General features: G+C 36.3%; 16 protein-coding genes and 1 tRNA gene. 6 read left to right on the top strand and 11 right to left on the bottom strand.

Annotated features, from left to right (window positions below; genetic code table 11):
- Positions 1-139: 139 nt before the first annotated feature.
- Together CG11_RS16515 and CG11_RS16510 are read right to left on the bottom strand one after the other, a co-directional pair.
- A complete protein-coding gene (locus CG11_RS16515; protein ID WP_052597908.1) occupies positions 140-3,406 on the bottom strand; it encodes an exodeoxyribonuclease V subunit beta in 3,267 nt (1,088 codons plus the stop codon).
- A gap of 254 nt (positions 3,407-3,660) precedes the next feature.
- Positions 3,661-3,735: transfer RNA gene (locus tag CG11_RS16510), tRNA-Val, on the bottom strand.
- 218 nt (positions 3,736-3,953) lie between these two features.
- On the opposite strand from CG11_RS16510, the gene CG11_RS16505 reads away from it, so the two are divergent.
- Entirely contained in the window at positions 3,954-5,228 is a 1,275-nt protein-coding gene (locus tag CG11_RS16505) for a DUF4886 domain-containing protein (RefSeq protein ID WP_052597907.1), read from the top strand.
- A gap of 180 nt (positions 5,229-5,408) precedes the next feature.
- On the opposite strand, the gene CG11_RS16500 is transcribed toward CG11_RS16505, so the two are convergent.
- From CG11_RS16500 to CG11_RS16480, 5 genes are all read right to left on the bottom strand, one after another.
- Entirely contained in the window at positions 5,409-6,644 is a 1,236-nt protein-coding gene (locus CG11_RS16500; protein ID WP_052597906.1) for a murein hydrolase activator EnvC, read from the bottom strand.
- A 36-nt stretch (positions 6,645-6,680) separates the two neighbouring features.
- Complete coding sequence (locus CG11_RS16495; RefSeq protein ID WP_052597905.1) at positions 6,681-8,018, bottom strand: Nramp family divalent metal transporter; 1,338 nt, start codon at positions 8,016-8,018, stop codon at positions 6,681-6,683.
- Positions 8,019-8,026: 8 nt separating this feature from the next.
- A complete protein-coding gene (locus CG11_RS16490; RefSeq protein WP_081909575.1) occupies positions 8,027-9,238 on the bottom strand; it encodes a trans-acting enoyl reductase family protein in 1,212 nt (403 codons plus the stop codon).
- Between the two features lie 231 nt (positions 9,239-9,469).
- Positions 9,470-9,928: a hypothetical protein gene (locus CG11_RS16485; protein ID WP_052597903.1), complete on the bottom strand. Its 459-nt coding sequence runs from the start codon at positions 9,926-9,928 to the stop codon at positions 9,470-9,472.
- 31 nt (positions 9,929-9,959) lie between these two features.
- The gene (locus tag CG11_RS16480) at positions 9,960-10,439 is read right to left on the bottom strand and encodes a hypothetical protein (RefSeq protein WP_052597902.1); all 480 of its coding nucleotides are present in this window, start codon (positions 10,437-10,439) and stop codon (positions 9,960-9,962) included.
- A 478-nt stretch (positions 10,440-10,917) separates the two neighbouring features.
- On the opposite strand from CG11_RS16480, the gene CG11_RS16475 reads away from it, so the two are divergent.
- Together CG11_RS16475 and CG11_RS16470 are read left to right on the top strand one after the other, a co-directional pair.
- Complete coding sequence (locus tag CG11_RS16475; RefSeq protein WP_052597901.1) at positions 10,918-11,514, top strand: nitroreductase; 597 nt, start codon at positions 10,918-10,920, stop codon at positions 11,512-11,514.
- Positions 11,515-11,623: 109 nt separating this feature from the next.
- Positions 11,624-13,639: a leucine-rich repeat domain-containing protein gene (locus tag CG11_RS16470; protein WP_052597900.1), complete on the top strand. Its 2,016-nt coding sequence runs from the start codon at positions 11,624-11,626 to the stop codon at positions 13,637-13,639.
- An 83-nt stretch (positions 13,640-13,722) separates the two neighbouring features.
- Here the strand turns inward: CG11_RS16470 and CG11_RS16465 are convergent, their stop codons facing one another.
- From CG11_RS16465 to CG11_RS16450, 4 genes are all read right to left on the bottom strand, one after another.
- A complete protein-coding gene (locus CG11_RS16465) occupies positions 13,723-16,047 on the bottom strand; it encodes a hypothetical protein (RefSeq protein ID WP_052597899.1) in 2,325 nt (774 codons plus the stop codon).
- 73 nt (positions 16,048-16,120) lie between these two features.
- Positions 16,121-17,617 (bottom strand): hypothetical protein, encoded by a 1,497-nt coding sequence (locus CG11_RS16460; RefSeq protein WP_052597898.1) that lies wholly within the window; start codon positions 17,615-17,617, stop codon positions 16,121-16,123.
- Between the two features lie 538 nt (positions 17,618-18,155).
- Positions 18,156-18,461, bottom strand: coding sequence for a hypothetical protein (locus CG11_RS16455; protein WP_156039804.1), 306 nt, complete (start codon positions 18,459-18,461; stop codon positions 18,156-18,158).
- A 140-nt stretch (positions 18,462-18,601) separates the two neighbouring features.
- A complete protein-coding gene (locus CG11_RS16450; protein WP_052597896.1) occupies positions 18,602-19,624 on the bottom strand; it encodes an aspartate-semialdehyde dehydrogenase in 1,023 nt (340 codons plus the stop codon).
- A gap of 460 nt (positions 19,625-20,084) precedes the next feature.
- Here CG11_RS16450 and CG11_RS16445 point away from each other — a divergent pair, with 460 nt between their 5' ends.
- From CG11_RS16445 to iscU, 3 genes are all read left to right on the top strand, one after another.
- On the top strand, positions 20,085-24,356 hold the full coding sequence (locus tag CG11_RS16445) for a lamin tail domain-containing protein (RefSeq protein WP_052597895.1): 4,272 nt from the start codon (positions 20,085-20,087) through the stop codon (positions 24,354-24,356).
- Between the two features lie 730 nt (positions 24,357-25,086).
- Positions 25,087-26,307: an IscS subfamily cysteine desulfurase gene (locus CG11_RS16440; protein ID WP_052597894.1), complete on the top strand. Its 1,221-nt coding sequence runs from the start codon at positions 25,087-25,089 to the stop codon at positions 26,305-26,307.
- Between the two features lie 78 nt (positions 26,308-26,385).
- Positions 26,386-26,772 (top strand): Fe-S cluster assembly scaffold IscU, encoded by a 387-nt coding sequence (gene iscU, locus CG11_RS16435; RefSeq protein ID WP_052597893.1) that lies wholly within the window; start codon positions 26,386-26,388, stop codon positions 26,770-26,772.
- Positions 26,773-26,779: the final 7 nt, after the last annotated feature.

Genomic DNA, 26,779 nt, shown 5'->3' with positions numbered 1-26,779 from the left:
TCCACATGATTTTTGTGAGTTATTCCACATAAAGTGCATAACTTTCGTTTTTTACACTATTTTTTTCACTGTTTTTTGATGATGCATTTTATACGCAAAAACTTACACTTTTCCTAAAAGTTACTCTATTTTTATTTAATTATGAGAATAAGGTTGATTGTTTAGGCACTTCTTTAAGTTCTACTGATGTCCAAACACCTTCTATAGAATGCACTACACATAAGATAACTTCTGATACATCATAAGACTCTTTTAATGCTTCTGCTCCTGCTTTCAACAAACTAATTTCTTCCTTTAGTTTAGCCTTATTTTGATTCAATTTTGTTATATCTTGTGTCAACTGCTGCATCAAGACCAGTTTATTATTTTCAGTTAACAACACCCAATCTATCACTCCTTCAAAGTAAGAATTTCGCTCCAACGAGCTCCAACGAAAATGACGATATTTCTCTATTTTTTGCACCTTAAAATCCTGCGCGACCTTATTGTAAAAAGCCGCTGATAATTTCATAAGGCTTTTAGGCGATAGGTCATTTTCTAGATCATGTTGCTCCAATAAGTTATTGGCAATTTGTTCTCTTGTAGATGCGTCTGAATAGTTGGGTTGATCTCCCAAAATATATGTTCCAACAACGGGTTGCAACATTGAGAAGTCAATCAAATCTTTATTCGTCCAAATCAGCGGTTTGGCAAATCGCTGCACTTTACCAAATTTATATTCTATAAAAGGAAAAATATTTTGAGCTGCATCCATTGCTAATGGCTGATACTCTCGCTCCCCCAAATGAGGGCTCAAGTAGTCAATTGGTGTTACAGGCAACTCTGTTGTAGGCATATTTTTCTCATAGTTAAATACCTGCGTTCGGATAGAAATCTCTTCATCTTTCCACAACCACAACAAACTCTCACTATTAATATCCAAACTTGGAATAGCCTCATTTCCATCATGAAACACTCGATTAAGCCACTTTGTCGGTTTTTTAGGCATTGTAGGAAAAATCAAATAGTCTCGCGCCCTTGTCAGACCGACATACAACAAACGTGCTTCTTCTGCCAATGCCTCTTTTTGGGCAATTATTTTTGCTTCGTGTGATTCGATGACTTCCATCAATCGAGTTCCTTTGATTTGATCAGAATAAGGGTTAATCCAATAACACAACAAGCGATTTGCTAAAGGATTTTTAATATCAATTTCGGGAGTTTGTCGAACGATTCTAATTCCCCAAAGACTATCTTTTAAATCATTAGGCAAGCCATGACAAACAACAAAAGGCCACTCCAAACCTTTACTTTTATGGTAAGTCAACACATTTACAGCATTAGTTCCCGCTCCTTTTCCCTGTTCGTCAAGTCCTTCACTAGCCAATTCATCCAACCACAACAAAAAACCTCCAAGTGTTGCAGCAGAGTTGAGTCGATTGCAGGTTTCTTCATAATCTAAAGCTAATTTTCGAAGCGCATCGATATTATCCAGTCGTTGTTGTTCATTGCTCCAAGCCGCCACTGTTCGGCGTATATCCAACTTTTCTAACACCCCATTTAAAATTTCCGTTGCCGACAATTCTTTACTTTTATGCCGTAAGGTACGCAATTGCTGAATGTAAGCATTGTCGTTTCCCCAACGTTCCGTATAATCTGGATCAACCTTAATTTTTTCCAAGTATTCCAAACGATTCGCTATAATATCCTCGATGTTCTGCTTTTGTGCCAATAGTAAAATTTCTGCTACAGCCAATGCATCATGTTTGTTTAATATATAACGCAAGCAAGCCAAAATGAGACTAGCTTCTGCTGTCTGCAACAAACCATTTCTAGAAATAGATGCTTTTAATCCTTCCCTATGCAATGCCTCTGCCATTGTTTGACAAGCGGCATTTGATCGACACAATACAGCTACATCGCCTGGTTGGATAGAACGGACTTCATTTGTTCCTTTGATTCGCACCTTCCAATTTTCAGAAAGCATTACAGCAATATTGCGAGCAATACACTGCTCAAACCACGGCTTAGCAGGTGCTCGATTCCCTTCAAACTTAAAATGCCAATGATGTGTCGCTAATTCCAAATCTTCCGACTCATTTTCCTTAACAAAGGGTGGTGCTGTATCTAGAGCAATACGCTCTACAGGCATCTCAGGAGAAAAAGCCTTAACAAATAACCCATTGCACAAGTGTACCAAATCTTGTCGAGAACGCCACGAATTAGGCAAATTAGCAATATTCTCTGTACTATCCATTACCGCCTTCATCAAATCGGGTGCCGCCCCTCGAAAACCATAGATTGACTGCTTAGGGTCTCCTACCCAAATCGATTGATTGGCTATGTTGGTCAATTTTAAAAATATTTTTAACTGTATGGGGTTTGTATCTTGAAATTCATCCACCAACAACAAATCAATCTCATCCTTTAACACCTCTTGTACCATCTCATTCTCTAACAACTTCAGAATCAACACCTCCATATCTATATAATCAATCAATCCGCGCGCTTTCTTGTAGGTTTCGTATTCCTCTAAAGCAGCAATAGCAGTATCAAAAATATGCCCAATATACCGTTCAATCTGTTCGTGAAAGTCGGGATGCTGGTCGTGACATTTGGCAAACTCCATCAAATCAAACATATCATCTCGGCTCTTTTTAGGCACCTTCAACTTTGTTAGTCTCGCCCAATCGTACCAATTAATAAATCCTCTATTTTTGAGTGTCGTTTTCATGGAACGAAGGCTCCCCATCAATGTCTCTTTCCCCTTTGTACCATCTTCATTTCCTTCTAGTGCTGTTAACGTTCGCTCTAAATGCCCCATTAATTCGGCATTCAACGATGCCCCACTCTTCTTAGAAGGTGGGGGCAACAGCTCAAAATAAGTTTTTAGAGAATAAGCTTTGCTTTCTAATAAAATATCTGCTTCAAAGTTATTGGAACGTGCAATATCTGTCAATTGCTTTAAATCTCCCCTCCAGTCTTTTTTAGAAAATAGGCTTTTATAAAACCCCAACTGCTCACTTAGCTGCTCCATTTCGAGAACCAAATCCAAAGGAATAACAGTCGATAAGGCTCGGTTAAAAATCGTTTGCTGGTCGCTATCAGCGACAATATCTACTTCTGGGGAAACTCCTGCTTCAAAAGAAAACCGTTTCAACAGTTGCACACCAATTGAGTGAACTGTCCCAATCATTGCATTTCCCAATTCATCCGCTTCTTGCGTCAAGCCTTTTTCCAAAAGCTTGATTCGCACCCGCTCCTTCAATTCTGCGGCTGCTTTATTTGTAAAGGTCGTTGCAATAATTCCTGACGCTCGCACAGCCGCAGGCTTGCCATCTTTAGGAGCAAGCAAACTAGCCATTTCTTCTGTCAAACTGTATGTTTTACCACTCCCTGCTCCCGCAGATATTATTTTCAAATTCATATAGTATGCTTAGCTATTAGTCGTTGTTTGAATCTTAAATTTAACTACGCTCTTGCAGAAAAGAAAGTATTTTTGAAAATATTACGATCAAGGCGAACTTTCTACTATCCACTTTTTATGATTTATGTAATATTTTATTGGAAAGCGTTCACAGAGCTGTGAAGCAAAATAAACAATTAAGATTGGATAGTGTTGCAAAAAATAACGGATGCAATCTATTGGTAATCAATAATTTACATCCGTTAAGAAAGCTGTCCAAACGACTGGATTCGAACCAGTGACCCCTACCCTGTCAAGGTAGTGCTCTAAACCAACTGAGCTACGCTCGGTATTTTGAGTTCCTAAAGATAAGAACATTTTTTTCATCCTCAAAATTCTAAGAACAAGCTTTTTATTTTTTTTGAAAAAAAAAGAATTAATCTACCCTTACCCCAAATTACAATCATCCAAAAGCATTAAAATTTGTATTGAAAGTCGGTTTATAATAGCGTATTATAGTAAAATAATTTACCATCAAGTATTGACTTTAAAACAAAAAAGCACATTTATGAATCGATTTTTTACCCTTTTATTATTTTTATCAGGTTGGAGTATTGGAATTTACGGACAAGTCACCAAACGAGCATTCTTTATAGGCAATAGTTATACTTACTTTAATACAATGCCTGAAATTATTAATCGCCTAGCCAATGCAAATGGAGATACATTGATACACGCCTCTAACACTCCTGGAGGAGCACAACTAGTACAACATGTTACCAATAACAACACAATGAATGGCATTCGACAGGGGAATTGGGACTATGTGATTATTCAAGAACAAAGCCAAAAACCTTCCTTCTCACCAGCTCAAGTAGCAACAGATGTATTACCTTATGCTGCGCAATTAAACGATAGTATTGTTGCTCATAACCCTTGTGCAGAAACCGTCTTTTATATGACTTGGGGGCGCAAGAATGGAGATCAGAACAATTGCCAATTTTATCCGCCTGTATGTACCTATGATGGCATGCAAAGTAGATTAAGGAGTAGTTATTTATTAATGACGAACCAAAATCAAGGAATTTGCTCTCCTGTTGGAGCAGCATGGAAAGTAGTTCGAGATAGTTTTCCTACAATGGAACTCTACAATCCAGACCAAAGCCATCCCTCTTATGCTGGTTCTTACTTAGCAGCCTGTACTTTTTACGCTACATTATTTAGAAAAAGTCCTGTCGGATTAAATTTCTATGGCAATTTATCGGCCTCTGACGCACAAGCTTTGCAGCGAATTGCAGCGATGGTTGTCCTTGACAGTTTAGCTAATTGGTCCATAGGAACTTATGATGTTCAGGCAAACTTCAGCACTAATGTAAACTTAGATTCTGCAAGTTTTACTAATAACAGTAGTTATTCAAACAACTTCTTTTGGGATTTTGGTGATGGAACTCCTATCTCAACCTTGACCAATCCCCTACATATTTTCGATACAACAGGCACCTATTCTGTTACCTTAATTGCTAGCGATAGTTGTGGTAATTCTGATACTACGACACAAAACATTGTCATTAGCATCCCTACGAATCTAAAGCAATTTAAAAAAATTGAAAAAAATGTGCACATATACCCCAACCCCTCAAGTGACTATATAACAATAAGTTGCAAGGAATCCATTAAAGAAATTAATATAATAAATTCACTTGGATTAGAAGTTTTTTCTCGAAAAAATTTGAATAATCAAAAAAATGTTATAAATTTGGATACATACACTAGAGGGGTTTATTACATACAACTCAAATTAAACTCTAGTCAATGGATATCGAAAAAACTTGTATTACAATAGGGGTTCATTTAGGGTAGAATGTGGGCAATGGGGAGCCTACCGCTTCTACCCATTTTTTTTGTCCAAAATCAACGAAATATTAAATTGATAGTACTCGTACATAACCTAAGATAGGATTACCTTATTCATTTCTACTATTCTTCTTACCAATACTTATCGTCCCAAAAACAACACTTACACCTATTTCTTAAGCCACTTCATTGGATTTTCTTTGTATTTATTGTGCCAAATTTCAAAGTGTAGTAAATGCCCTTTGCCATTACTATTTCGACCAATTGTCCCAATTTGCCCTCCTTTTTTTAAGTACTGCCCTTGTTTGACGTATACTTTTGCAACATTGGAATATGCAGTATAATAATCCCCATGTTTGACCATGACAGCATTTTGGTATCCAGGAATAGTAAAGATGCTAACCACTTGTCCCTCGTGCACATTTCGAACCACAGAATTGTATTGCCCTTCTATGTCTACCCCATTATTATTGATCAAAACATCTTGAAAAACAGGATGTTGATGTTGTCCATAATAACCAATAATTTTGCCTTGATAAATAGGCCACATTAGTTTGCCTTTTTGTTGAGCAAAAACTTTGCTGGCTGCACTTTCTATATGATTTGGTTTTAGAATAGGAGTTTTAGAAGTTTTGGCATTTGCCAAGGTCTTGTTTTGTTTGTACTTCCTAGCTGCTTCTTTAGCCGCAGCAATTTGTTGAAGAATTGCCTTTTCTATTTTCTTACTCAATTGTGTTTTATAACGTTTCTTTCGTTTTAGATCGGCACGGAGCTTTCCTTCTTGTTTTTTTAGTTTGGTAATTAGATAAGCCTTATTTCTTTTTTCTTGATGAAGCAGTTCCTTTTGTTCTAATTCTTTTTGCAACAACTCATTTTTCTCTGCTTTTTGAGTCTCTAATTGATTGATTCGTTGTCCTAAATCAGCTTGTACTTTTTTTATAAAGGTTGCTTGAACACTTCGGTATCGCTCTAGTCGCTGCACATAAATCCAACGTTGATAAGCTTGATTAAAACTTTTCGCAGACAAAAAAAATGCGATTATATTCTTACTAATTTTATAACGATATAACTGGCGAATAAGTTTTTTATAGTTTTCTTTTAGCACCTCCAAATCATGATCTAGTTCCTCTACAACAGTCATTTTGCGATCAATCATGGTATCCAAGAATGCCACTCGATAAGAAACTTCTTGAATAAAGGCTTCTCGTGTTCCTATTTGCTCTTCTAAAGCGTTTAGTTTCTTAAAGGTTGCTTTTTTATTGTTAGCAGTTTGATTTAACAGGCGATTTGTTTTATCAATTTGTTGATTAACAGATTGGCGTTTCTTTTCGAGGTCTGTTCGAGACTGACCATACAAATCAATTATTCCCAACAAAAATATCAATATATAAACAAATCGTTTCATGGACAACACAGCTTCAATGAAGTTATTTCTGAAGTTTTACAACAAACTCCAAATATAGATAGCACAAAATACGAATAAATACGCAATTCCTAACCAACTCAATACTTTTATGCCTATAGAAGGTTGCTCTGTTTTAGGTAGATAACGAAATACTAGTAGGTAGTTGACAATAGCAAAAAAGGGGGCTGTCAAAAAAGATAAGGTAGTCGCAACCATTAAAAAAGCTGCCATATTGGTCAAAAATACATTCAAAATAACCAAAGACCCTAGAACCAAAACCAAGAGCCAACCTAGATAATATCTCCTAGGAGTCTCCAATATATTTTGTGTTGGAGTGGCTTCTGAGCTTCCTGTTTCATTATCTAGGATTGTGTCGATCACCTCTATTGAAGATGCAGCAGTTGCTTTTTCTATTTTCAATGTTGAGGTTGTATTGGCTAAGAGACTATGTGCTCTTGCCATTGATCGTGGCAAAGCATCTAAACAAGTAATCGTTGTACTAAACATGGTAATAAAAGCTGCTATTCCTATAAAAAGTCCAACCCCACTTCCTAAAGTTGTTACGTATAAATCAATGAGTTGTTTGGCAAAAACAGCGCCCTTAGGAGAAAATTCTGTTCCTGATCGATACATCACCAAAGCACCTAATGCCACAAAGAAAAATGCTAGGACAGTTGTGCCTATATAACCTACATTAAAATCAAAAAGGGATTTTTTTAAGTCAAAACCGTTGCTGGCACTTTTTCGCTTTTCTAATGCCCATAAAGAGTGCCACACAGACAAATCCATTGGGGCTGGCATCCATCCCATAAACGCAATTACAAACGTCAAGCCTATTCCTTCTATTGGAAATTGTTGCGTCCAGTCAATCGGATGTTGCCTGTTATAAAAGGCAATAAATACGGTTATTAGGGTAAGTAGTGTGAGGGTTGTAATAATTATTTTCATCAAGTTATCCAACAAATTATACCGCCCTATTAGTAATAAGGTCGAGCAAATCAGCAATAAGCCTCCTACCCATAACATTAAACTTCCTCCTCCAAACAAGTGTGCAGCTAGACTTGCAGTTACAATAGTTACCGCAGCCTGAACGGTAAACATTGTCCCTAAAGTAATTAATACAAAAATTACCAAAACCCAATTTCCTAATCGCTGGTAACCTTTTAACAAACTCTCTCCCGTAGCAGTCGCATACCTTGGTCCAAACTCAAAAAAAGGATATTTAAATAAATTGGCAACCAAAACTAGCCAAATCAATCCAAAGCCATAGTTAGCTCCTGCCCTAGTAGAATACACCAAATGAGAAACGCCAACCGCTGCGCCTGCAAATAGCAAGCCTGGACCTAAAGATTGTAATAAATTTTTCACCCTCATTGCACTTCTTAAATTGTCTCACAGCTAATTTCCAATCCAGCAGCAATCAACCGCTCTAGCAAAATACTATCAAATGCTATGGTTGGGGTTAAAAAGCCACTATAATTAGGCAATCGCTCTATATCTAAGGACAAGGCTAGAGCCGATTCACACAAAAAACAAATCGTAGCCTTATTCCCTGCGTCACCATTGTATTTCAGAGTCATCATCGCACGATGACCTTGATTGTCCTCTCCAACAATACGCAATTTAAAAAAACCTTCTTCTATATCTGTTTCCTTGGGACCTTCCCCAGAACTAGGACCTAGTTTTTTAACCAATGATCGGAAAGGTTTAAATTGTCCCAAAATGCCAAAAGAAGCCATTCCAACGGTTCCCATCAAAGCAGGTATCCGTTTGCCAATCGCATGGTATTCTTGATAAATAAATTGATTGGGATGTGGTAGGTTGTATTCAGCAGCTAAAGCGATGCTACGATAAACAACTTTGGTATTGATTTCTGCCATAAAAAATGGGTATACCCACTTATCAATTTCCTTGGCATAGTGATTTTTCTTTCTGTTTCTTATTTTAGGAATGAAATGGCGATGTTTTAAATCTTTGGTTAATAACTTGGGATTTGCCAAACGCTTCTCTTCTCCTTTTTCAAGCATATTTAAAGCAGATAATAATGTCCCTCCATTTAAGCCTCCACCCGCTAAAGTATAATACGCTTTGGCTTCTACCAATTCGGATTGCCAAGTCTCACGCATATATTTTTGCAAAAACCAAACACCTAAATCAGCAGGAATGCTATCAAATCCACAAAATGGGATAATCTTGGCTTTGGTTGCCTGGGCAATTTCTCCATGCTCTTCTAACATATCTCGTACCCAAGGAGATTCTCCCGTAATATCTACATAATGAACGCCATATTTAGCACAATGCCGTACCAGTTCACTTCCATACAACGCATAAGGACCTACTGTGGTCATCAGCACTTGGGTTTGCTGAACCAGAATGTCTATGTCCTCTTCATTTGTCGCATCGGCTACCAAGGCATCAACATTTAAATTAAGTTCTCTTTTCAGGTTTAATAATTTCTTTTCATTCCTTCCTGCTATTGCCCAACGAACGGACATAGGTGCGTGTTCTTGCAAATAAGCAGCAGCTCGTTGCCCTGTAAATCCCGTCGCACCGTAGAGTATAATATCGTATCGCGTCATAAAGTATGATTTCATGTTTGGTAGTTCTCTAATATAACAAAACTCTTTAAACTGTCTAGCTTAAAGAGTTTTATATTAAAAAAAAGGATCTACTGTCTTACAATTTATTGGTTACTTTTTGTCTATTTCCCCCTATCATTGCATTCAAAGAATTATAAGAAAAGGTCTATACACCTAGCTTATAGGATTATTAAGTGTATAAATCACAATCATAAAGCTTTACAAAATTATGTTGCTCTATAAAACTTATAACATAACATCATCTAACACATCCTCCCGAAAAGCCCCGCTTTGTCTGCTTCCATCCATGAACACATCGGCATTCTTATAAGCCAACCATGTCAAACGATAATACCAAGTAGCAATACCTACTGGAATAATAAAAAGAAATAAAATAATGAAGACCTTATCTAAAATACCTAAATAAACATCCAAGTACTCTAACAAAGTACCTCCTATAAATAAAAACAGCAAGTACCCTACTGCCAGTAAAAAGTAACGCTTGTGGGTATCGTCTCTATAACGTATGCTGTGAAATGCCCCACTTAAGACTTGAGTGACTCCGACAAAAAATTGAAGTAGTGCGCCTATAATAAATACTTCTATTTCTACAAAACCAATGGGGTATAGTGCCATCATCGGCAAATAAAAAACACTCTGAATAATTAAATCGTTTTGGTACGTTTGTTTGGTTGGTTGGTTCATTGTTTTATTATTTTATCCTTGTAGCAATAGTTTACTTTAGAAAAAACCGAAGTGTTTTCACCCACCAATTCCATTTTGTTTTCTTTTGTTGGGTTGAAAACTGGTTTTCAATTTGATCAAAAGCATCTTCGATTAAAGCATCGTGTAGCCAACGTATTCCTACCAACCAAGTAAACATCCCAGTACCTTTTGCCTCCATGTCTATGGTGTGTATGATTTGACTTTGATCTACTGTTAATGCCTTTATTTCAAATTTGTGTATGCCTACAAAATTTTTAGGATTTAAAAATTGAAACTGAATCAATTGATTAGGGATGTATTTTTGCACCACATAACCAATCGGACCATGTCCACCTTTAGATCCTTGTTCAAGTCCTCTATCTAATTTCATACTAGGCCAATGCTGGGTGGGCCAAATTTTATCCTCCTTTGTTGCCAAAGTCAACAATAACGCACCTAGTTCTTCTTGTGATTGAGGAATTACTCTTTTGTGGATGTTCGTTATTTTCATTACTATAGTCTATTAAAAATTATTAACTTTAGAGTATTAAAGGTTATGCATGTAAAAAGTTATGGGAATAGTTACTATATCTTTTGGTTTTTAACAGTAGGGAATAGTTTACTCCTCTGTCCTTCTTTTCTTGATAAAAGAAGCAAAATCAAGACCCAACACTACGATTAGATGATTTTTGCTGCTTGTTTGCTGAACTAGCTTGCATGCTTCGCCAAGCTAGTTCGGACGCAAAGCTGCGCAGAAATCATTGTCTAATCTCCGTTAACGGTCATTTTTATTGCTCATACAAAATTTACTTAAATAACCTTTATTAGTAGATAATGCTTGATATTCTTTTATAAAAAACAAAAAATACCAAGTAAAAAACAGATAGAATTAGCAGCTTATTGTGTGAAGCATCTATATGCTATATTATGATAACGATCATAAACTTACAAAAGTTTCAATAATTACTGAAACTTCAAAAACAAAATACATGAATTCAAATACAATATTAGAAAGAGGTACTCTTAGTACTCAAATCATTCGTTCTAGGCGAGCTATTTTTCCACATTCTTATACTGATAAAAAAATTCCTTCACCTATAATAGAAGAACTATTGGAAAATGCCAACCATGCCCCAACCCATCGACTGACAGAACCATGGAGGTTTAAGGTAATTACTGGAGAAAAATTAGGCGCATTAGGAGATTTGCTGGCAGGGCTTTATAAAGAAAATGCATCTAAGGACAATTTTTCAGAAATGAAATACAAAAAAACAGCTCAAAAACCCAGACAATCTTCACATGTCATTGCAATTTGTATGGAGCGTGACGCTCAGGAAAGGGTACCTGAATGGGAAGAAATTGCTGCAACAGCCATGGCTGTTCAGAATATTTGGCTTAGCGCTAGTGCCTATGGAATTGGAGCTTATTGGAGTTCTCCTGCTACTATTAAGTCTTCGGCTTGTCGAACGTTTCTAAACTTGACAGAACGCCAACGCTGTCTAGGCTTTTTGTTTATGGGGTATCACCAACTCCCTTCGCAAACAGCCAAACGAACACCTATTCAAGAAAAAGTTGAATGGCTCTAATAACCAATGATATTTTAAACTGTTTAAGTAATTGTCCAAAATTTCTCACATTAAAAAGCCTCATTTTTTATCCTCACTAGTCCTCAAAACCTATTCAATCTCTTAAGTGATGAAAAAAACAGCTTATTCCTATAAAGAATTTATTCGCAATATAGATGTAACAACACATTTGCACATCAGCTACAATGAAGAATTTATTCCCCAAAAATTAAAAACCTTAACAGGCTTAACATTGGGACATACCGACTATGTAGAACTTCCTAGTTGGTTACAAGTACTAACTAATCTAGAAGAATTAGAAATAGGTACTAGCAACCTTAGCACGCTCCCAGATTGGTTGCCTCAATTAAAAAACTTAAAAGTGCTTCGTCTCCAATCTGCTCGGCTAAAGTCTTTGCCAGCAATCATCCATCAAATGAAACAGTTGGAAGAATTAGATCTTTCTAATAATATTTTAGAAAAATTCCCTAGCCATTTAGAACTCCCTCACTTAAAAAAAATTGATCTGTCGTATAATACGCTTCTAGATAATAAAATCATTTTAGATACATTAATGCAGCTCCCTAAGTTGGTTTCTTATGCACTTCCTAGCAAAATGTCATTGAGGTATTCCTACGGCAGAAAAAATCCTGACGTATACTATTTTGATAAGTTTTTTGCTGCTCTCTGCAAGAAGCGTTCTACCTTATTATATAAAAATCAAGTACATCCCCAAGCAATCAAAAGCTTGTGTTGGCTCTTTCAAAAAAAATTCTCGGCTGTTCAAGAGGTTGCTCCAACAATTCTATATACTGCACTACATGCAAATACTAGTCAATATCGTAAAATGGTATTAGAATACTTGTACAAATATCCTCTAAACACTCCTAAAACTTTGTATAAAAAACGCTTGGCTATTGTAGGCAAATTGACGGTTAAGCGAAGCGAGTACACTGCATGGTTGGAGGATACTGGCGCTATTTTGGATAAAAAAATTGGTCCTTCCACTGACTTTATTGTTCTAGGCGAAAAACCAGGAAAACAGTTAGAGCAAGTCATTCCTTATCAAGAAAAGGTCATTGTAGAACAAATGGTTTGGGATTTAAAGGAGACTCCTTATCTCCAATATCAAATGCCAGAGGTTACTCAAAACCTGCAAGAGTTGTTGCAAAACCCTGCCATAGAAAACCTAGAAATTGCGCTCCAAATGATGGAACTTGGAGGAATGCCTCCTCATTTGGTTGAAGAAATTGTAGCTCTAATGCTTTTTCATACCAATAATTCTATCCGAAAAAAGGCAACACTTATTTTTAATCGATACCTGACTCAACATTTGTCCATCGAAACTCAAAAGCTATTACAAAAACAAGCTTATAGAATTAAAGAAGATAAAAAAATCACACAATTCTTAAGAGAATTAGCACGCTCTAGTGGATGGGATTTGGATCTATTGGCTTATGCAACTTATCGAGCTTCTGGAAAAACTCAAGCACAAGGACTTTGCCTGATGTCTTCTAAAGTTTCTATTTGTGTCATTCGAGATTATATCAATCGTTACGAAGAATTGGAATTTAAGCCACACAATCGTTTGGTCAATGGATTGTATTTAGAACACATACCACCTGCTGTTGAGGAAATTTCAAAAGAAGTTAGCACGATTCGCTTAAAAGGACATCGATTCAAAGAAGAAGACTACTTAAAACTGAAAGGATTTAAACATATGATCCTCAACATTGAAGGCAGCACTAAAATACCTTATTCTATCTTTCAAAATACTCAGCTTGAAAAATTAGATTTAACCGCTTATCGAATCCGAAAACTGAGCGCTTTAATCGGAAACTTAACGCATCTAAAAGAGTTAAAGTTATTTCTAATCAATGTTATCACACTTCCTAAAGAACTTAGAAAACTACAAAAACTCAAACGATTGACATTATCAATAGCCGAAACGAATGTGCCACTTTGTATTGGTGAATTGAGTGCTTTAGAATATTGGTTTATGGGCAACCCTATCACTAATTTTCCCAAAGAGCTAGAGCAACTAAACAACTTAAAATCACTGAATGTTAAAACATCTAATCAATGCCCTCCTAAAGATGCTAAGCGCCTAAAAAAATTTATAGAAAAAGTAAAAGCTAGACAATAACTGATCGCTTAAATGGTATAAAAAAAGGCTATGGAGCAATAGGCATCTCCATAGCCTCACCAATAGATACTAGCTATGTTCTATTAGGCAAAACTCTTAATAAATCCTGAACCTGGGAATAGTAGGCGGCTAAGGGTCGCTGTTGGTTTTGATGACAAAGCCTTAAATAGATCTGTAAGAATGACGCTTTTACAAGCAGCCAACTCTTGAGGGCTATTATGCGACATTTCGGTTATCTGAAGTAAAAAAGCATCTGGATCTGTAATCGCCTTCATATTTTCGTTGCTAACCTTTGAATTAGCACCTGTCTTAACGATAATTTCAGCGGCATAACGCTCTCCCCCAACAAAACAATCCTTTACAAATTGATCGGCAGCAGCACGACGGTCAAGTCCTTTGGTTCCTTTTCTTTTTTTGTAAATCGCTCTACCCAAAAAGTAAGATTGCTGAATGGCATTGATAGTAGTTTTAATAAGGTCTAAAGAGAACCCTACAACTGCTCCAACACCTGTTATTTTTAGGATTGTAGAACAAATAGCCAACACTCTTTTTAGGATTTCAACAATATCCCAAATAAATTGGCGTAGCTTTTTAGTTAAGACAACTCCTAAAGCAAAAATCTTTGACTCGTAATCTACTTTGTTTTGCAAATTAACAGCATGAACATTCGCATCGTTTTCCATTGCAGTATTTAGTTTCTCCAGCTCCTCTGTCCACTTATTCATTTCCGTTTTCGCTTCTTGACGCAAATCCATTGCTTTTTTGGCTTCGTTAACAAAACCTGGAATAGTAGCAACAGCACTGGCAATATTAAGACCAGTAACAGTTAAAGCAAAATCTGCAAGTACATCTCCAATACTAAATAGTTCAATAAAGCCATCTTTAGCAGCATCCAATGCTTCCTCCGCATTGTTTGGTTCTGCATTTAAGGCATCATTTAGTTTTCCCTCTGATCCCTTAACTGCTCTTACAATACTATTGACAGTCGCCAATAAAGCTGATGTTTTGGCAATGGCTACTGCCTTACCTTCAATGTTTTTAGCAGCACAAAAATCAGCATATCGCTCTGTTACTACAAATTTTGCAATATTAATTACATCCGTATCATCTTGTGTAGGCAAGGTTCTAACACCATGATCTAACAAATACTTCATGGCAGCTTCATCATGTACCGAGGGGTGCAATCCTAATTTATGAACTTCATCAACCAAGTTAATAATCACATGCCCCGTATTGTCATAAGTGTAATTATTTTTTGGAGGCAATTTAATTCCCTTAATGTTATTAATTAGTAGTTCATAATTTTTTTGACTCCAAGTTATCCATATAAACGTTTGCATTTCGGGGGCAAAATCATCTAAGCCATTCTTTAACGTTTGATAATTGGGAGCATTGAGCAAATCCTGTACATCAGCACTATTCGCAACGATTATATCTATAAATGCTTGCAAACTGTCTCTAATATCTCCTTCTATATTATGAAAGCTTATCCGAATCACATCTTCGGGCAAAATGATTCCCTTATTAGCGATATCATTATTAACGCCCTCCAATTGAACCGTCTTTTCTCCTGTCTCCATTTCAATTCCATATCCAACTGGATTGGTTCTAATTTTATTTAAGGCAAATTCAATTGGGTCGGCTTTTCCTTTTAAAAGCACTTGCTCCACCTTTTTCTTGTCGGATAAACCATCTCCTGCCAACAAATCATAATCACTAGGAAAGCCTTGCCAAAAAGGAGTTTTGGTAATTCCATCGCTCAATAGCTCCCTCATTTGTCTTTTATGTAAACCATCTATTGCCTTAGCATCCTCTCCAAATTTCTCCTTCATTGCATTAAGAAAGCTAGCGGTATCATACTGGTCTGCAAACGCTCCTAGTGCAGCTGGTGCATCAATATTATACATTTCCTCCATTGTTGCCTCCTCTTGCCCTGAGGCATAATCACCAGCATATGCTCGATTCATTTCAGCAATAACATAGTCTTGGAAACGAGCCAAGGCATCGGCTCTATTTTCAGCTTCTATATTAGCTGCTTTTTGCTTAATCTCAGCAACCAACAAATTTATAGCTGCCCCTACCACTGGATTTCCTTCGTCGACAGGCTTGGGATGATTTCCTAAGGCATTGGTGATGTTAGTCGTATACTCCAAATCATTATTTCCTTTTTGGACAGCCCCTGCATCAATTTTGCCAGCTATATTCTCTATCAACCAATCTCTATAATATTTTATTCCATTGTACTTAGAGATAAGAATTGCTTCCGAACTTGCCAATTGTACAAGATCATTTTGTCTAGAAATAAAGTCATTTACAGTGGGGTAGGTTACAAAAATAGAGTGATTATCTATTGCATTTACGACCCTTCTACAGGTTCTCATGTTATTTTCTGCTAAATCAAAAGGCATAATTTTATATTTTTTATCGTTAACAGCAGTGCTTGTCTGCTAATTATTTTTGTGAATAAATTGGATAATTGAATTAAATTTCAAAGGTAATTTTTCTAAAATCATTGATCGCTTGAACAACTTTTGCTTGGATAGAAGCATCAAATGTCTTGTTAAATTCCTCCATCAATTTTTCTATAATTTGGATGGTTTTATCCGCTTCTTTAAGTTGTGCTTGTATGGCATTTTTCATTTTGGTAGCTTTACTACGTACAGCCGTCATGTGCTCTGAAATTTTAGTCGCATTTCCAACACCTGCTTTTTTAGATAACAGAATCAAACCTCTAGAACGTTCTTCTACTTTTTTCTGAAACGCCTGTATCTTTTTATCTACTTTTTCTAACGCTGCTCTAGCCTCTAATGGAGAAGCAATTGTCTTGGTATAGTCACGGAATTCCTCCCACAAGCGCTCTGCTTCATTTTTGAATTCTGCCCCAACTTTGGCCGCTTCTTTAATTTGGCGCATCAGCTCTTTTTTCAGCTCTTGATTATTCATAATTTCAGCTGTTGCTCCATCCAACACGCTAGAGAATTGCTTTTTCAAATCGCCTACTCTCTTAAAAATTGCTTTATAATTCGGTGTTGCGGCAATTTGCTGGCATGTTCCCATCAAGAAGCTATATTCATTAACCAATTCTTCTAGATTAAGAGAACTGTTGGCTTTTGCCGCATTCAGACGGTCTTCCAACTCTTGTACTTTTGCTCTCAAAGCCATTGTTGCTTCATCGTCCTCCTGTGGTACATTGTTGTTTGTTTGTTCCTGATTGCCACTTTGAGCTGCTTTAAATTTGGCTAACCATTCCTGAAATGTTTGCTGTATCAAACTATCATCTGGGCGCTGAATGGTTACTTTTTTAAACTTTCCTAACAAGCCTTTCCATGTTTGTAAGGTATCAGGACTAGGATTATTGATATGACTTGCTTCTACAGCCTCCAAACGCTCTACCAATTGGTCTAGGATTGTTTTTTTGGGGCTTTCTGTTGTTGCTGTTTCAGGACTAGGGGCAGTTTCATTGGTTGTAACGGTAGCTGCTCCTGCTTCGAACTTAACCCCATAAGGCTTGCCTAATTTATTGAGCCATTTTGTTACAGGCATTAATTTCATCTTACAAGCAGAAAGTACTTCAATACCCAAGATTAAGTTTTCTCCTTCTTTTTTGCCATTAAACACAACCTGACAAGTTGCAATTTGTTTGTCTCCCTTTTTGACAACTTTATCAATTTCTTTAAATGTATTTTTGAACGACCCTGCTTTTGCTTCAGGAAAAAACACGCAGTAATCAGAAGGATTGGGATCGGCAATTGTTTTACAATCTAGTACAATTAGACTAGAAATGGAAGAACCTATTGGATCGGCTTCTGGGTCACTTTCTGCGGCTCTAATTGATTTAGAGATAACATCTAAATTACCTCGCAATTCCGCCAACATCATAGCACCTTTTCTATCGGTTGCAATTTGTCGTTGACCACTCTTTAATGGATTTAATTGGGCTGGTTTTACTTTCGTTATAACAGGAATACTGATTGGCATAATATTCTATTTTCACAAGTTTAATAAGAACAATAGCTAGTTGATGTGCTATTTTACCTTATAGTCGTTAGGTCCACAAAAGCTCCCCTATTTTTAGAAAATATTTTTATACCTTTTTAAAAAATATGTCGAAACAGCAACAACCCCCAATCAAACACAATTAATTGATTAACATACTATTAAAAACACATCAAACGAACAAAAAAAATGAAAAATATTTTTTTATTTTTTATTCAAATATAAATCCACTCCACTAACTTCTGCTAAGTTCAGGACTTTCAACTCTATAAAAAAGACTCCATTCATGGCTAATTTCATCTGTCACGATACCATCATATAGTAAAAAAATAGTCGAGGTTAATCTTAAAAAAGGAAGGGATAGGTATGTGACTTTAGGGCATGGGATACCCTCCTCAATTAGTAGAAGAAATACAAAGTTTTCTAATCTCTAATTAAGAGCAACGTTCCCAAATAGAATGATTGAAAAAAGCAACCTCAGATTGAAAGGTTAAAGAGTCGTAAGCATTACCATTAAAGCTTAGAACAATTGATTGATATCGGCTAAGATTTGGTTTTTGGCTTTTAGAAATAAGGCTTTAAATTCCTCTGCATCTTCGTTATCAACTTCCTCTTTGGCCCATTCAACTTCTTTAGTTAATGTATTTAAAACATCAGTGATAACAATATCTATAGCCTGCTTAAGACGGAAAGGAATATCTTTTTTTTGATATTGACTTAGGCAATAAATGGCATTATTAGCTAATGCCTCCAAAAACTGAATGTCAGCTTTGAAGGCACTTAGCTCATCTATTTCATCTCGAATTTGCTCTAGTTCGGGTGTCATTTCATTCAATTAAAAGAGCATAGAACAAAACTTATGCTATACAATACATATTCCACTTAATAGCAACCATTGAATAGCATAATATATTTCATCATAAGTAGTCTGTTGATAATCGCTGATTTTAACAGACCAACTCTTTATTAATCAGCTAATGCTGTTTTTGTTTCATTAGTTAGCCATCCTTTGTGAAGCAAATACTCTGCAATCTGTACGGCATTTGTAGCAGCACCTTTTCTCAAGTTATCTGCAACAACCCACATATTGAGAGTCTTCTCATTCGATTCGTCTCGGCGAATTCTTCCTACAAAAACGTCATCTTTGTGTTGAGCATCCAATGGCATTGGATATTGATTATTTGTAGGATTGTCTACAACGACAAGACCATCTGCACTTTCTAATATAGTTTTTAATTCTGTAATTTCAAAATCTTTGTGAAAGCTAACATTCACACTTTCAGAATGTCCTCCTTGTACAGGAACTCGAACAGCTGTTGCTGTAATTCTTAAACTACTATCTTCTAGTATCTTGCGTGTTTCTTTAACAAGTTTTAGTTCTTCTCTTGTATAGCCATTATCAAAAAAGACATCGCAATGAGGCAAACAGTTTTGAAAAATGGGGTGTGGATAAGCAGGATTACTAGCCGTTCCTGTTGCCATTTCTTCTTCATATTGTTTGACAGCCTGTACACCAGTGCCAGTCATTGATTGATACGTAGATATTACCAAACGATCAATGCCGTACGTTTCATGCAGAGGTTTTAAAGCGACGACGAGTTGAATGGTCGAACAGTTGGGATTGGCAATAATCTTATCCTCCTGTTTTAAAACATGAAGATTTACTTCAGGCACGATTAGAGGTTTATCGGCATCCATTCTAAATGCCGAAGAATTATCTACCACAGTAGTTCCAACAGCAGCAAACTTAGGGGCATATTCTTTTGCAGTACTTCCTCCTGCAGAAAAGATAGCTAAATCAGGTGCCTTATCTATTGCCTCTTGCATTCCTATTACCTTATACTGTTTCCCCTTAAATGTCACCTGTTTACCTACGGAACGTGCAGAAGCGACGGGTAAAAACTCTGTAATTGGGAAGTTGCGTTCTTCCAATACTTGACACATAACTTGGCCCACCATACCTGTGACGCCAACAACAGCTACTTTCATGATTCTGTTTTTTTAATAAGTAATAAGTAATAAACAATAATACTCCGTTGATTATTATTCGCTACGCTCATGAGAGCGCAAGGTTAGTTCCCTTTGGTCATGAGGGCGCAAGCTTAGTTTTTTAGTTTTTCTGCCTCCCGAAGGTTGTCACAGAATGTTTTTTTATAAAACAAAGATAGGAAGAATACTTTTGAGAAGCAGTACATTTTAACCCCGAATTATTATCAGGTTGCATAAAAAAATAAAAAGGTAGCCTTGTACAATTATCTGGATTTCTGTAAAGTTCGCAAACTTTTAACCTTCAATTAATCTTAGAGTCTTTATTTTTACTTAAATTGACTAGAATTTGAAGACTATAAAATACACTTGGTAATAGGTTTAATTTATTCCTATACTTTTTATACTGACAACCCAGCTTATAAAAGAAAGTAGCCAATAATAATAGACAAACAATAGTATAATGAAATACATTTTCTTACTTTTTTTGATTATCTGGATCAATAATCTTAGCCTAGCACAAACCCTTCAAGAAGATTTTTCGGATGGCAATTTTTCTGCTAATCCTACTTGGGTTGGAACAACTTCTCTATTTACAGTTAATAGTAGCAACCAACTACAGTCCCAAAGTCCAGTACCTGCTACTTATTATTTAAGTACGCCATCCAATTTATATACAAATACAATATGGGAGTTTTATTTTGACTTCCAATTTAGTACATCAAGCGTAAATTTTGCTAAAATATACTTGATGTCGGATTCTTTAAACCTGAATAATACCATGAATGGATATTTTGTAATGTTGGGGGGAACCAATGACGAAATATCATTATATAGTGTTATAAATGGTGTCGAAACAAAAATTATTGATGGAACAGATGGAAAAATCAATCATTCTTCATCCAATCCTTTTAAGGTAAAAATAACTAGAAATACGTCTAATACTTGGACACTTGAGTATGATGACTTAGGCTCAAACCCATCTAATGGATATGTTTTAGATGGTAGTACAGTCGATGCATCTATAAACACAAGCAACTATTTTGGAATTCTAGTTGTTCAATCTAGTGCTAATTCAGTTATTAATAAGCATTTCTTTGACGATTTTTATATAGATACAATTATTCCTGATATTACACCTCCTAGTATTAACTCAACCACTGTTATTTCTGCAACAGAAGTAGACGTACTTTTTGACGAAGTTGTTGACTTGACTTCTGCTAATCTTACCACCAACTATAGCATCAACAATGGGGTTACTATCAACACGGCAACTAGAGATGCGAACAACCTAATGCTGGTACATCTCACAACAAGTGCATTAACTAGTGCTTTGCAAAATACCATTACCATCAATGGTGTAGAAGACTTAAATAGCAATGCTATTGTTAATGGAACAGATAATTTCACTTATTATAATGTCCAAGCAGCAGCATTTCAAGATATTATTATCAACGAAATACACGCCGATCCTTCATCTACCGTTGGTTCTTTACCCAATGCAGAATTTGTAGAGTTGCTAAATCGCTCCAACAAAATCATTGATTTGGGAGGTATGTTGTTTAATGATGGAAGTGATAAGACCTTGCCTAGCTTTTTGTTATTTCCCGATTCTATGGTAGTCTTAACAGCATCTGCTAATGTTAGTGCTTATAGCTCTTTTGGAACGACACTCAATATTGGTTCCTTGACTTTAACCAATGGAGGTGAATTAGTCACCTTTAAAAATGCATTAGGACAAACGATTGATAGTGTTGATTATGATGATAGTTGGTACCAAGATGCCGTTAAAGACGATGGAGGCTGGACGCTTGAATTGATTAATCCTAATTTAATTTGCCAAGGGGCTATTAATTGGATTGCATCTAACAACCCAGCAGGAGGAACGCCTGGGCAAGAAAACTCGGTATACAATAATACCCCTGATACTCAAGGTCCCTTGTTGGTCGATGCTAATTTTACAAGTGCTACCCAAGTTCTTCTTACCTTTAATGAAGGCTTAGACAATAACGCCAATGTGCTTGGCAATTATAATATTAGCAATGCGACTATTTCTAGTGTCAATTTTTCTCCTCCAAGCGAAGTTCTTTTGACCTTAACTGCTCCAATGGTTGATTTGACCAATTATATAGTAACCGTTAATAATGTTGCTGATTGTTCTGGAAATACTATTCTTGCCAATACAATCGATTCTTTTGATTACTACGAAATCCAATTAGCAGGTTACCAAGATCTTATTATCACAGAAATACATGCTGACCCAACTCCTGTAGTCGGGTTGCCCAATGCGGAATTTGTGGAAATTTATAACCGTAGTAACAAAACACTTGATCTTGCCAATTATGCCTTGTTTGAATCTAGCAATCACCTTCTTCCAAGTCATATCCTACGACCAGGAGAATATGTAATTTTGTGTACAGCTTCTAATCAAGCTAGTTTTAGTGGATTTGGTACTGTTGTTCCTATAAATAGCTTAAGTCTAACCAATAGTGGAGAACTACTAATGCTAATTAACCCTAACGGAACTACTTTGGACAGTTTGGAATATGATGATACTTGGTATCAAGATAATAATAAAGATGATGGTGGCTGGACACTTGAATTAATCAACCCTAACCTACTGTGCAAGGGATCTGCAAATTGGATTGCTTCTAACAATAATACAGGCGGTACTCCTGGGGTTCAAAATTCTGTTTATGATAATACGGTTGATAATACACCTCCAAGTGTCATCAATACCCGCCAATATGGTCCAAATCAAATATTGATAGAATTTGATGATGCTCTGAATAAAAACCTAGCAAGCCTAACCAGTAGTTATTCCATTGACAATGGGGCTATTGTTGTGACCGTAATTTGCTTATCTAACAATGAAGTTGTTTTAACCTTAGGCGCAAATATGGTTGATCAAACTGCTTACACTATTACCTTAAATAATTTGGAGGACTGTGTTGGCAACAGTATGGGTATTGGCACCATATCAATGACTTATTATGAATCTGGTGCAGCTAGCCATTACGACTTAATTATTAACGAAATAATGGCGGACCCTAACCCTCCTGTTGGTTTGCCAGAAAAAGAATATGTAGAGATATACAACCGTTCTAACAAAACATTTAATTTAGAAAATTTCACGTTCACAGATGCCTCTTCTGTTACATCAACACTACCTTTCTTTATTTTAGGTCCTGGTGAATACGTTACCATTTATAGTGGTGACGATACAGTTAGTTTTGCTTCTTTTGGTCACGTGTTGCCTGTTAGTCCTTTTCCCGATTTAAATACTAGCGATGAATTGGTTTTACAAGACCAATCTGGAGAGGTGATTGATGCCGTTGCTTATGAATTGTCTTGGTATCAAAATGCGGATAAAGATGATGGGGGATGGTCTCTAGAACGCATTAACCCTGATCGTCCTTGCGAGGCGGCAGACAATTGGAAAGCATCTGAGAATTTACTGGGGGGGACACCTTCAACGCCCAACTCTGTGTTAAATACTGCCCCTGATGTACAATCTCCAGATGCGCTAAGAGCATTTCCTTTAAGCCCAGATAGCATCCGAGTTTATTTCTCTGAAGCAATCGCTGACGTTGCAGGAGCTACAGCAAGTAATTATAGTTTCAACGATGGTAATATCAACATTACATCTGTGTTCATTGAACCTCCATTATACAATAGTGTCACGCTTTTATTAGACAGAAATTTAGATTCAAATAAAACATATATCATAACAATAAACTCAAGGGTAACCGACTGTGTAGGAAATTCAATTGCGTTAAAAAATACAGCTCGTGTTGCATTACCTGTTTCTCCTAAAGATCTCAATAAAGGTGATTTCATTCTAAATGAAATTCTATTTAATCCTGTTACAGGAGGTAAAGATTTTATTGAATTATACAATAGATCTAATAAAGTATTAAATACAGCCGACTTCGTTCTCTCTAACCAATCAATTCCCTATAAAAATTCAACAATTGCATCTTCTGTTCAAACTCGTCCTGTCGATATAGATTGGCTAGTATTTCCTAATGAATATGTTGTTATTACAGAAGATGCCGATCAAATAAGAGAACAATATTATACCCCTAACCCAGAACTCTTTGCTGAAAATGATTTGCCAACTTATGACGATAAAGAGGGTACTGTCTTTTTATATGCGGTCTATGATTCTACTTGTATTGATAGTTTAGGCAACCCACAAATTGCTTATTTGGCAAAAGTAATGGACCTATTTGATTATTCAGAAGATTATCATTCTCCATTAATTGATGATCAAAATGGTGTTTCTTTAGAACGTATTGACTTTGATGCTCCAACCAATGATCCCAATAATTGGCATTCGGCAGCAACAAAAGTAGGTTATGCAACACCTGCTTACCAAAACTCTAGTTTCTACGCTAATGATATTGATGGGAGCGACTTAATTCAACTCCCTAATGAAACAGTTTCTCCCGATGGCGACGGTTATGAGGACTTCCTATTAATCAATTACAATGTAGATGATTTGGGTTATGTGGCAACGATTGACGTATACGATGCGACAGGGCGTTTGGTTCGGAACTTAATCAACGGAGAACTGTTGGCTAGAGAGGGCAGCTTGCAATGGGATGGTACCAATAATGAAGGAAAAAAAGCAAGGGTTGGCATTCATATCTTGGCGATAGAAATATTCCGCCCCGATGGGACTGTCAAGCGATTCAAAAAAACGTGTATTGTTGCAGGACGAATGGAATAAAACACTATAGATCCTGTATCAGCGGTTATAACAACAAAAACTAATTACTTATTGTTTCATATCTAGCTATAACTATCTAGTAGTTAGTCGATTACTTCGTAATCACTTCGCTTTTAGTTAGCTCGCTACGCTCGTGAGAGCGCAAGCTTAGTTACACAAAAGCACATTTATATTAGTTTACTGCGTGAGCGCTTTGCTTTTAGTTAGCTGCTGACAGTCTATTTCAATTGAATGCTCAAAAGGATGAAAGCACCTTAAATATTTACCTCACAAAACGAATACAATTGATATAGAAGGTACTAGCAAAATGTATAGTTTTAAATTTTAAAGCATGAAATAGGTTCTTCACCAAGTAGGTTCAAAGCTTTTTTGTTCTAAGCTTGCCTTCAATTACTTTTATATTAATAAAAAATATTCTTAATATTTACATTTCATCAAAACACCATCGCTCCCTCTAACTTTCATTATTTTATTATTACAAACCATACAAATAGCATCAATAATAAGCTACTTAGCCTCTCTTTGCAAAATTTTATTCCTATCCCAAAGCCTTGTTTTAGTTTTAGAAACAAGATTCAATTGTCATAAAATCGTAAGGTATTTTCTAGAATTATTTTTTTTTTAAAGACTTCGTGAAAAATTGATCTATTCTCGAACACTTTCAATTGAAAAAGTGTTACTTTTGTACTAGATTAGATTTAATCTAAATACAATAACAAATAGAGAACAAATGTCTGACAAAAAATTAATTTACTTAGATAATAACGCCACAACTCCAGTTGACCCAAGAGTAGTTGAGGCTATGATACCTTACTTTACTGAACATTTTGGAAATGCAGCCAGCAGAAACCATCCTTTTGGTTGGGCTGCCGAAGGAGCTGTTGACAAAGCAAGAGAGCAAATTGCAGATTTGATTGGAGCAGATCCTCGTGAAATCATTTTCACTTCTGGTGCAACTGAAGCAGATAATCTAGCCATCAAGGGAGTTGCTGAAATGTACAAGCGTAAAGGAAATCATATTATTACCTTAGAGACAGAACATAAAGCTGTTTTAGACACTTGTAAAAAGCTAGAAAAAGAAGGTTGTGAAATTACCTACTTAAAAGTGGATCGCCAAGGTTTGGTCGATTTGGCAGAATTAGAAGCTGCTATTCGTCCTACAACTATTTTGGTGTCTATCATGTTTGCTAATAACGAGATTGGTGTCGTTCAACCAATGAAAGCAATTAGCGACATTTGTGTCAAACACCAAGTGTTGTTTATGACAGATGCTACTCAAGCAGTAGGAAAGATTCCTGTTAACGTTAAAGAGTTGGGCATTCATTTAATGGCATTTTCTGCTCATAAAATGTATGGACCTAAAGGTGTTGGTGTTTTATATGTATCTCGCAAAGCTCCTCGTGTAAAAGTAACCGCTCAAATGGATGGTGGTGGACACGAGCGTGGCATGCGCTCAGGTACGCTAAATGTGCCTGGTATTGTGGGCTTGGGAAAAGCTTGTGAGCTTTGTAAACTAGAAATGGAGGCTGATGCAGAACGCTTGTCTAAATTGAGAGACAAACTAGAGACTGAATTGATGAAAATTGAAGAAGTTGTCTTTAATGGTCATCCTGAATACAGAATGCCACACATGACAAATCTATCGTTTAAACATGTAGAAGGCGAAGGCTTGATGATGACGTTCAACCAAAATATTGCGCTTTCTTCAGGTTCTGCCTGTACCTCTGCCTCTTTAGAGCCTTCTTATGTTCTAAAAGCATTGGGCTTGGGTGATGATTTGGCGCACTCTTCTCTTCGTATCAGCTTAGGGCGTTTTACAACCGAGGAAGATATTGACTTTGCAATCGAAGCGATTCGCAATGGTGTAAATCATATGCGCGAACTGTCTCCAATCTGGGAAATGTACAAAGAAGGTATCGACCTAGATTCTGTAGAATGGGCAGAACACTAATGATAATCACTACGTATTATCAATCATAAATTTTGATCACTCGCTACACCATTTTGTAGCACTAAAATAAATACAATTATGGCTTATTCTGATAAATTGTTAGACCACTTCAAGAAACCTAAAAATGTTGGTACCCTAGACAAAAACCAAAAAAATGTTGGTACTGGACTTGTTGGCGCTCCTGAATGTGGTGATGTTATGCGTCTTCAAATTGAAGTAGACGAAGAATCTGGCGTTATCAAAGATGCTAAATTCAAAACATTTGGCTGTGGTTCTGCCATCGCTTCTTCTTCTTTGGCTACAGAGTGGCTCAAAGGCAAAACATTGGATGAGGCTTCTTCTATTGACAATATGGATATTGTTGAGGAATTAGAATTGCCTCCTGTAAAAATTCACTGTTCTGTTTTGGCAGAAGATGCTATCAAATCAGCAATCAAAGATTACAAAAGTAAAAACGCTGAGTAAATTTACA

It is taken from the genome of Aureispira sp. CCB-QB1, assembly GCF_000724545.1.
Lineage (GTDB): Bacteria > Bacteroidota > Bacteroidia > Chitinophagales > Saprospiraceae > Aureispira.
This window is presented reverse-complemented; position numbering and strand designations above follow the sequence as displayed.

Coding starts and splice junctions, on each gene's coding strand:
- CG11_RS16515 (WP_052597908.1), bottom strand. CDS start 3,406: ATGAATTTGAAAATAATATCTGCGGGAGCAGGGAGTGGTAAAACATAC.
- CG11_RS16505 (WP_052597907.1), top strand. CDS start 3,954: ATGAATCGATTTTTTACCCTTTTATTATTTTTATCAGGTTGGAGTATT.
- CG11_RS16500 (WP_052597906.1), bottom strand. CDS start 6,644: ATGAAACGATTTGTTTATATATTGATATTTTTGTTGGGAATAATTGAT.
- CG11_RS16495 (WP_052597905.1), bottom strand. CDS start 8,018: ATGAGGGTGAAAAATTTATTACAATCTTTAGGTCCAGGCTTGCTATTT.
- CG11_RS16490 (WP_081909575.1), bottom strand. CDS start 9,238: ATGAAATCATACTTTATGACGCGATACGATATTATACTCTACGGTGCG.
- CG11_RS16485 (WP_052597903.1), bottom strand. CDS start 9,928: ATGAACCAACCAACCAAACAAACGTACCAAAACGATTTAATTATTCAG.
- CG11_RS16480 (WP_052597902.1), bottom strand. CDS start 10,439: ATGAAAATAACGAACATCCACAAAAGAGTAATTCCTCAATCACAAGAA.
- CG11_RS16475 (WP_052597901.1), top strand. CDS start 10,918: ATGAATTCAAATACAATATTAGAAAGAGGTACTCTTAGTACTCAAATC.
- CG11_RS16470 (WP_052597900.1), top strand. CDS start 11,624: ATGAAAAAAACAGCTTATTCCTATAAAGAATTTATTCGCAATATAGAT.
- CG11_RS16465 (WP_052597899.1), bottom strand. CDS start 16,047: ATGCCTTTTGATTTAGCAGAAAATAACATGAGAACCTGTAGAAGGGTC.
- CG11_RS16460 (WP_052597898.1), bottom strand. CDS start 17,617: ATGCCAATCAGTATTCCTGTTATAACGAAAGTAAAACCAGCCCAATTA.
- CG11_RS16455 (WP_156039804.1), bottom strand. CDS start 18,461: ATGACACCCGAACTAGAGCAAATTCGAGATGAAATAGATGAGCTAAGT.
- CG11_RS16450 (WP_052597896.1), bottom strand. CDS start 19,624: ATGAAAGTAGCTGTTGTTGGCGTCACAGGTATGGTGGGCCAAGTTATG.
- CG11_RS16445 (WP_052597895.1), top strand. CDS start 20,085: ATGAAATACATTTTCTTACTTTTTTTGATTATCTGGATCAATAATCTT.
- CG11_RS16440 (WP_052597894.1), top strand. CDS start 25,087: ATGTCTGACAAAAAATTAATTTACTTAGATAATAACGCCACAACTCCA.
- iscU (WP_052597893.1), top strand. CDS start 26,386: ATGGCTTATTCTGATAAATTGTTAGACCACTTCAAGAAACCTAAAAAT.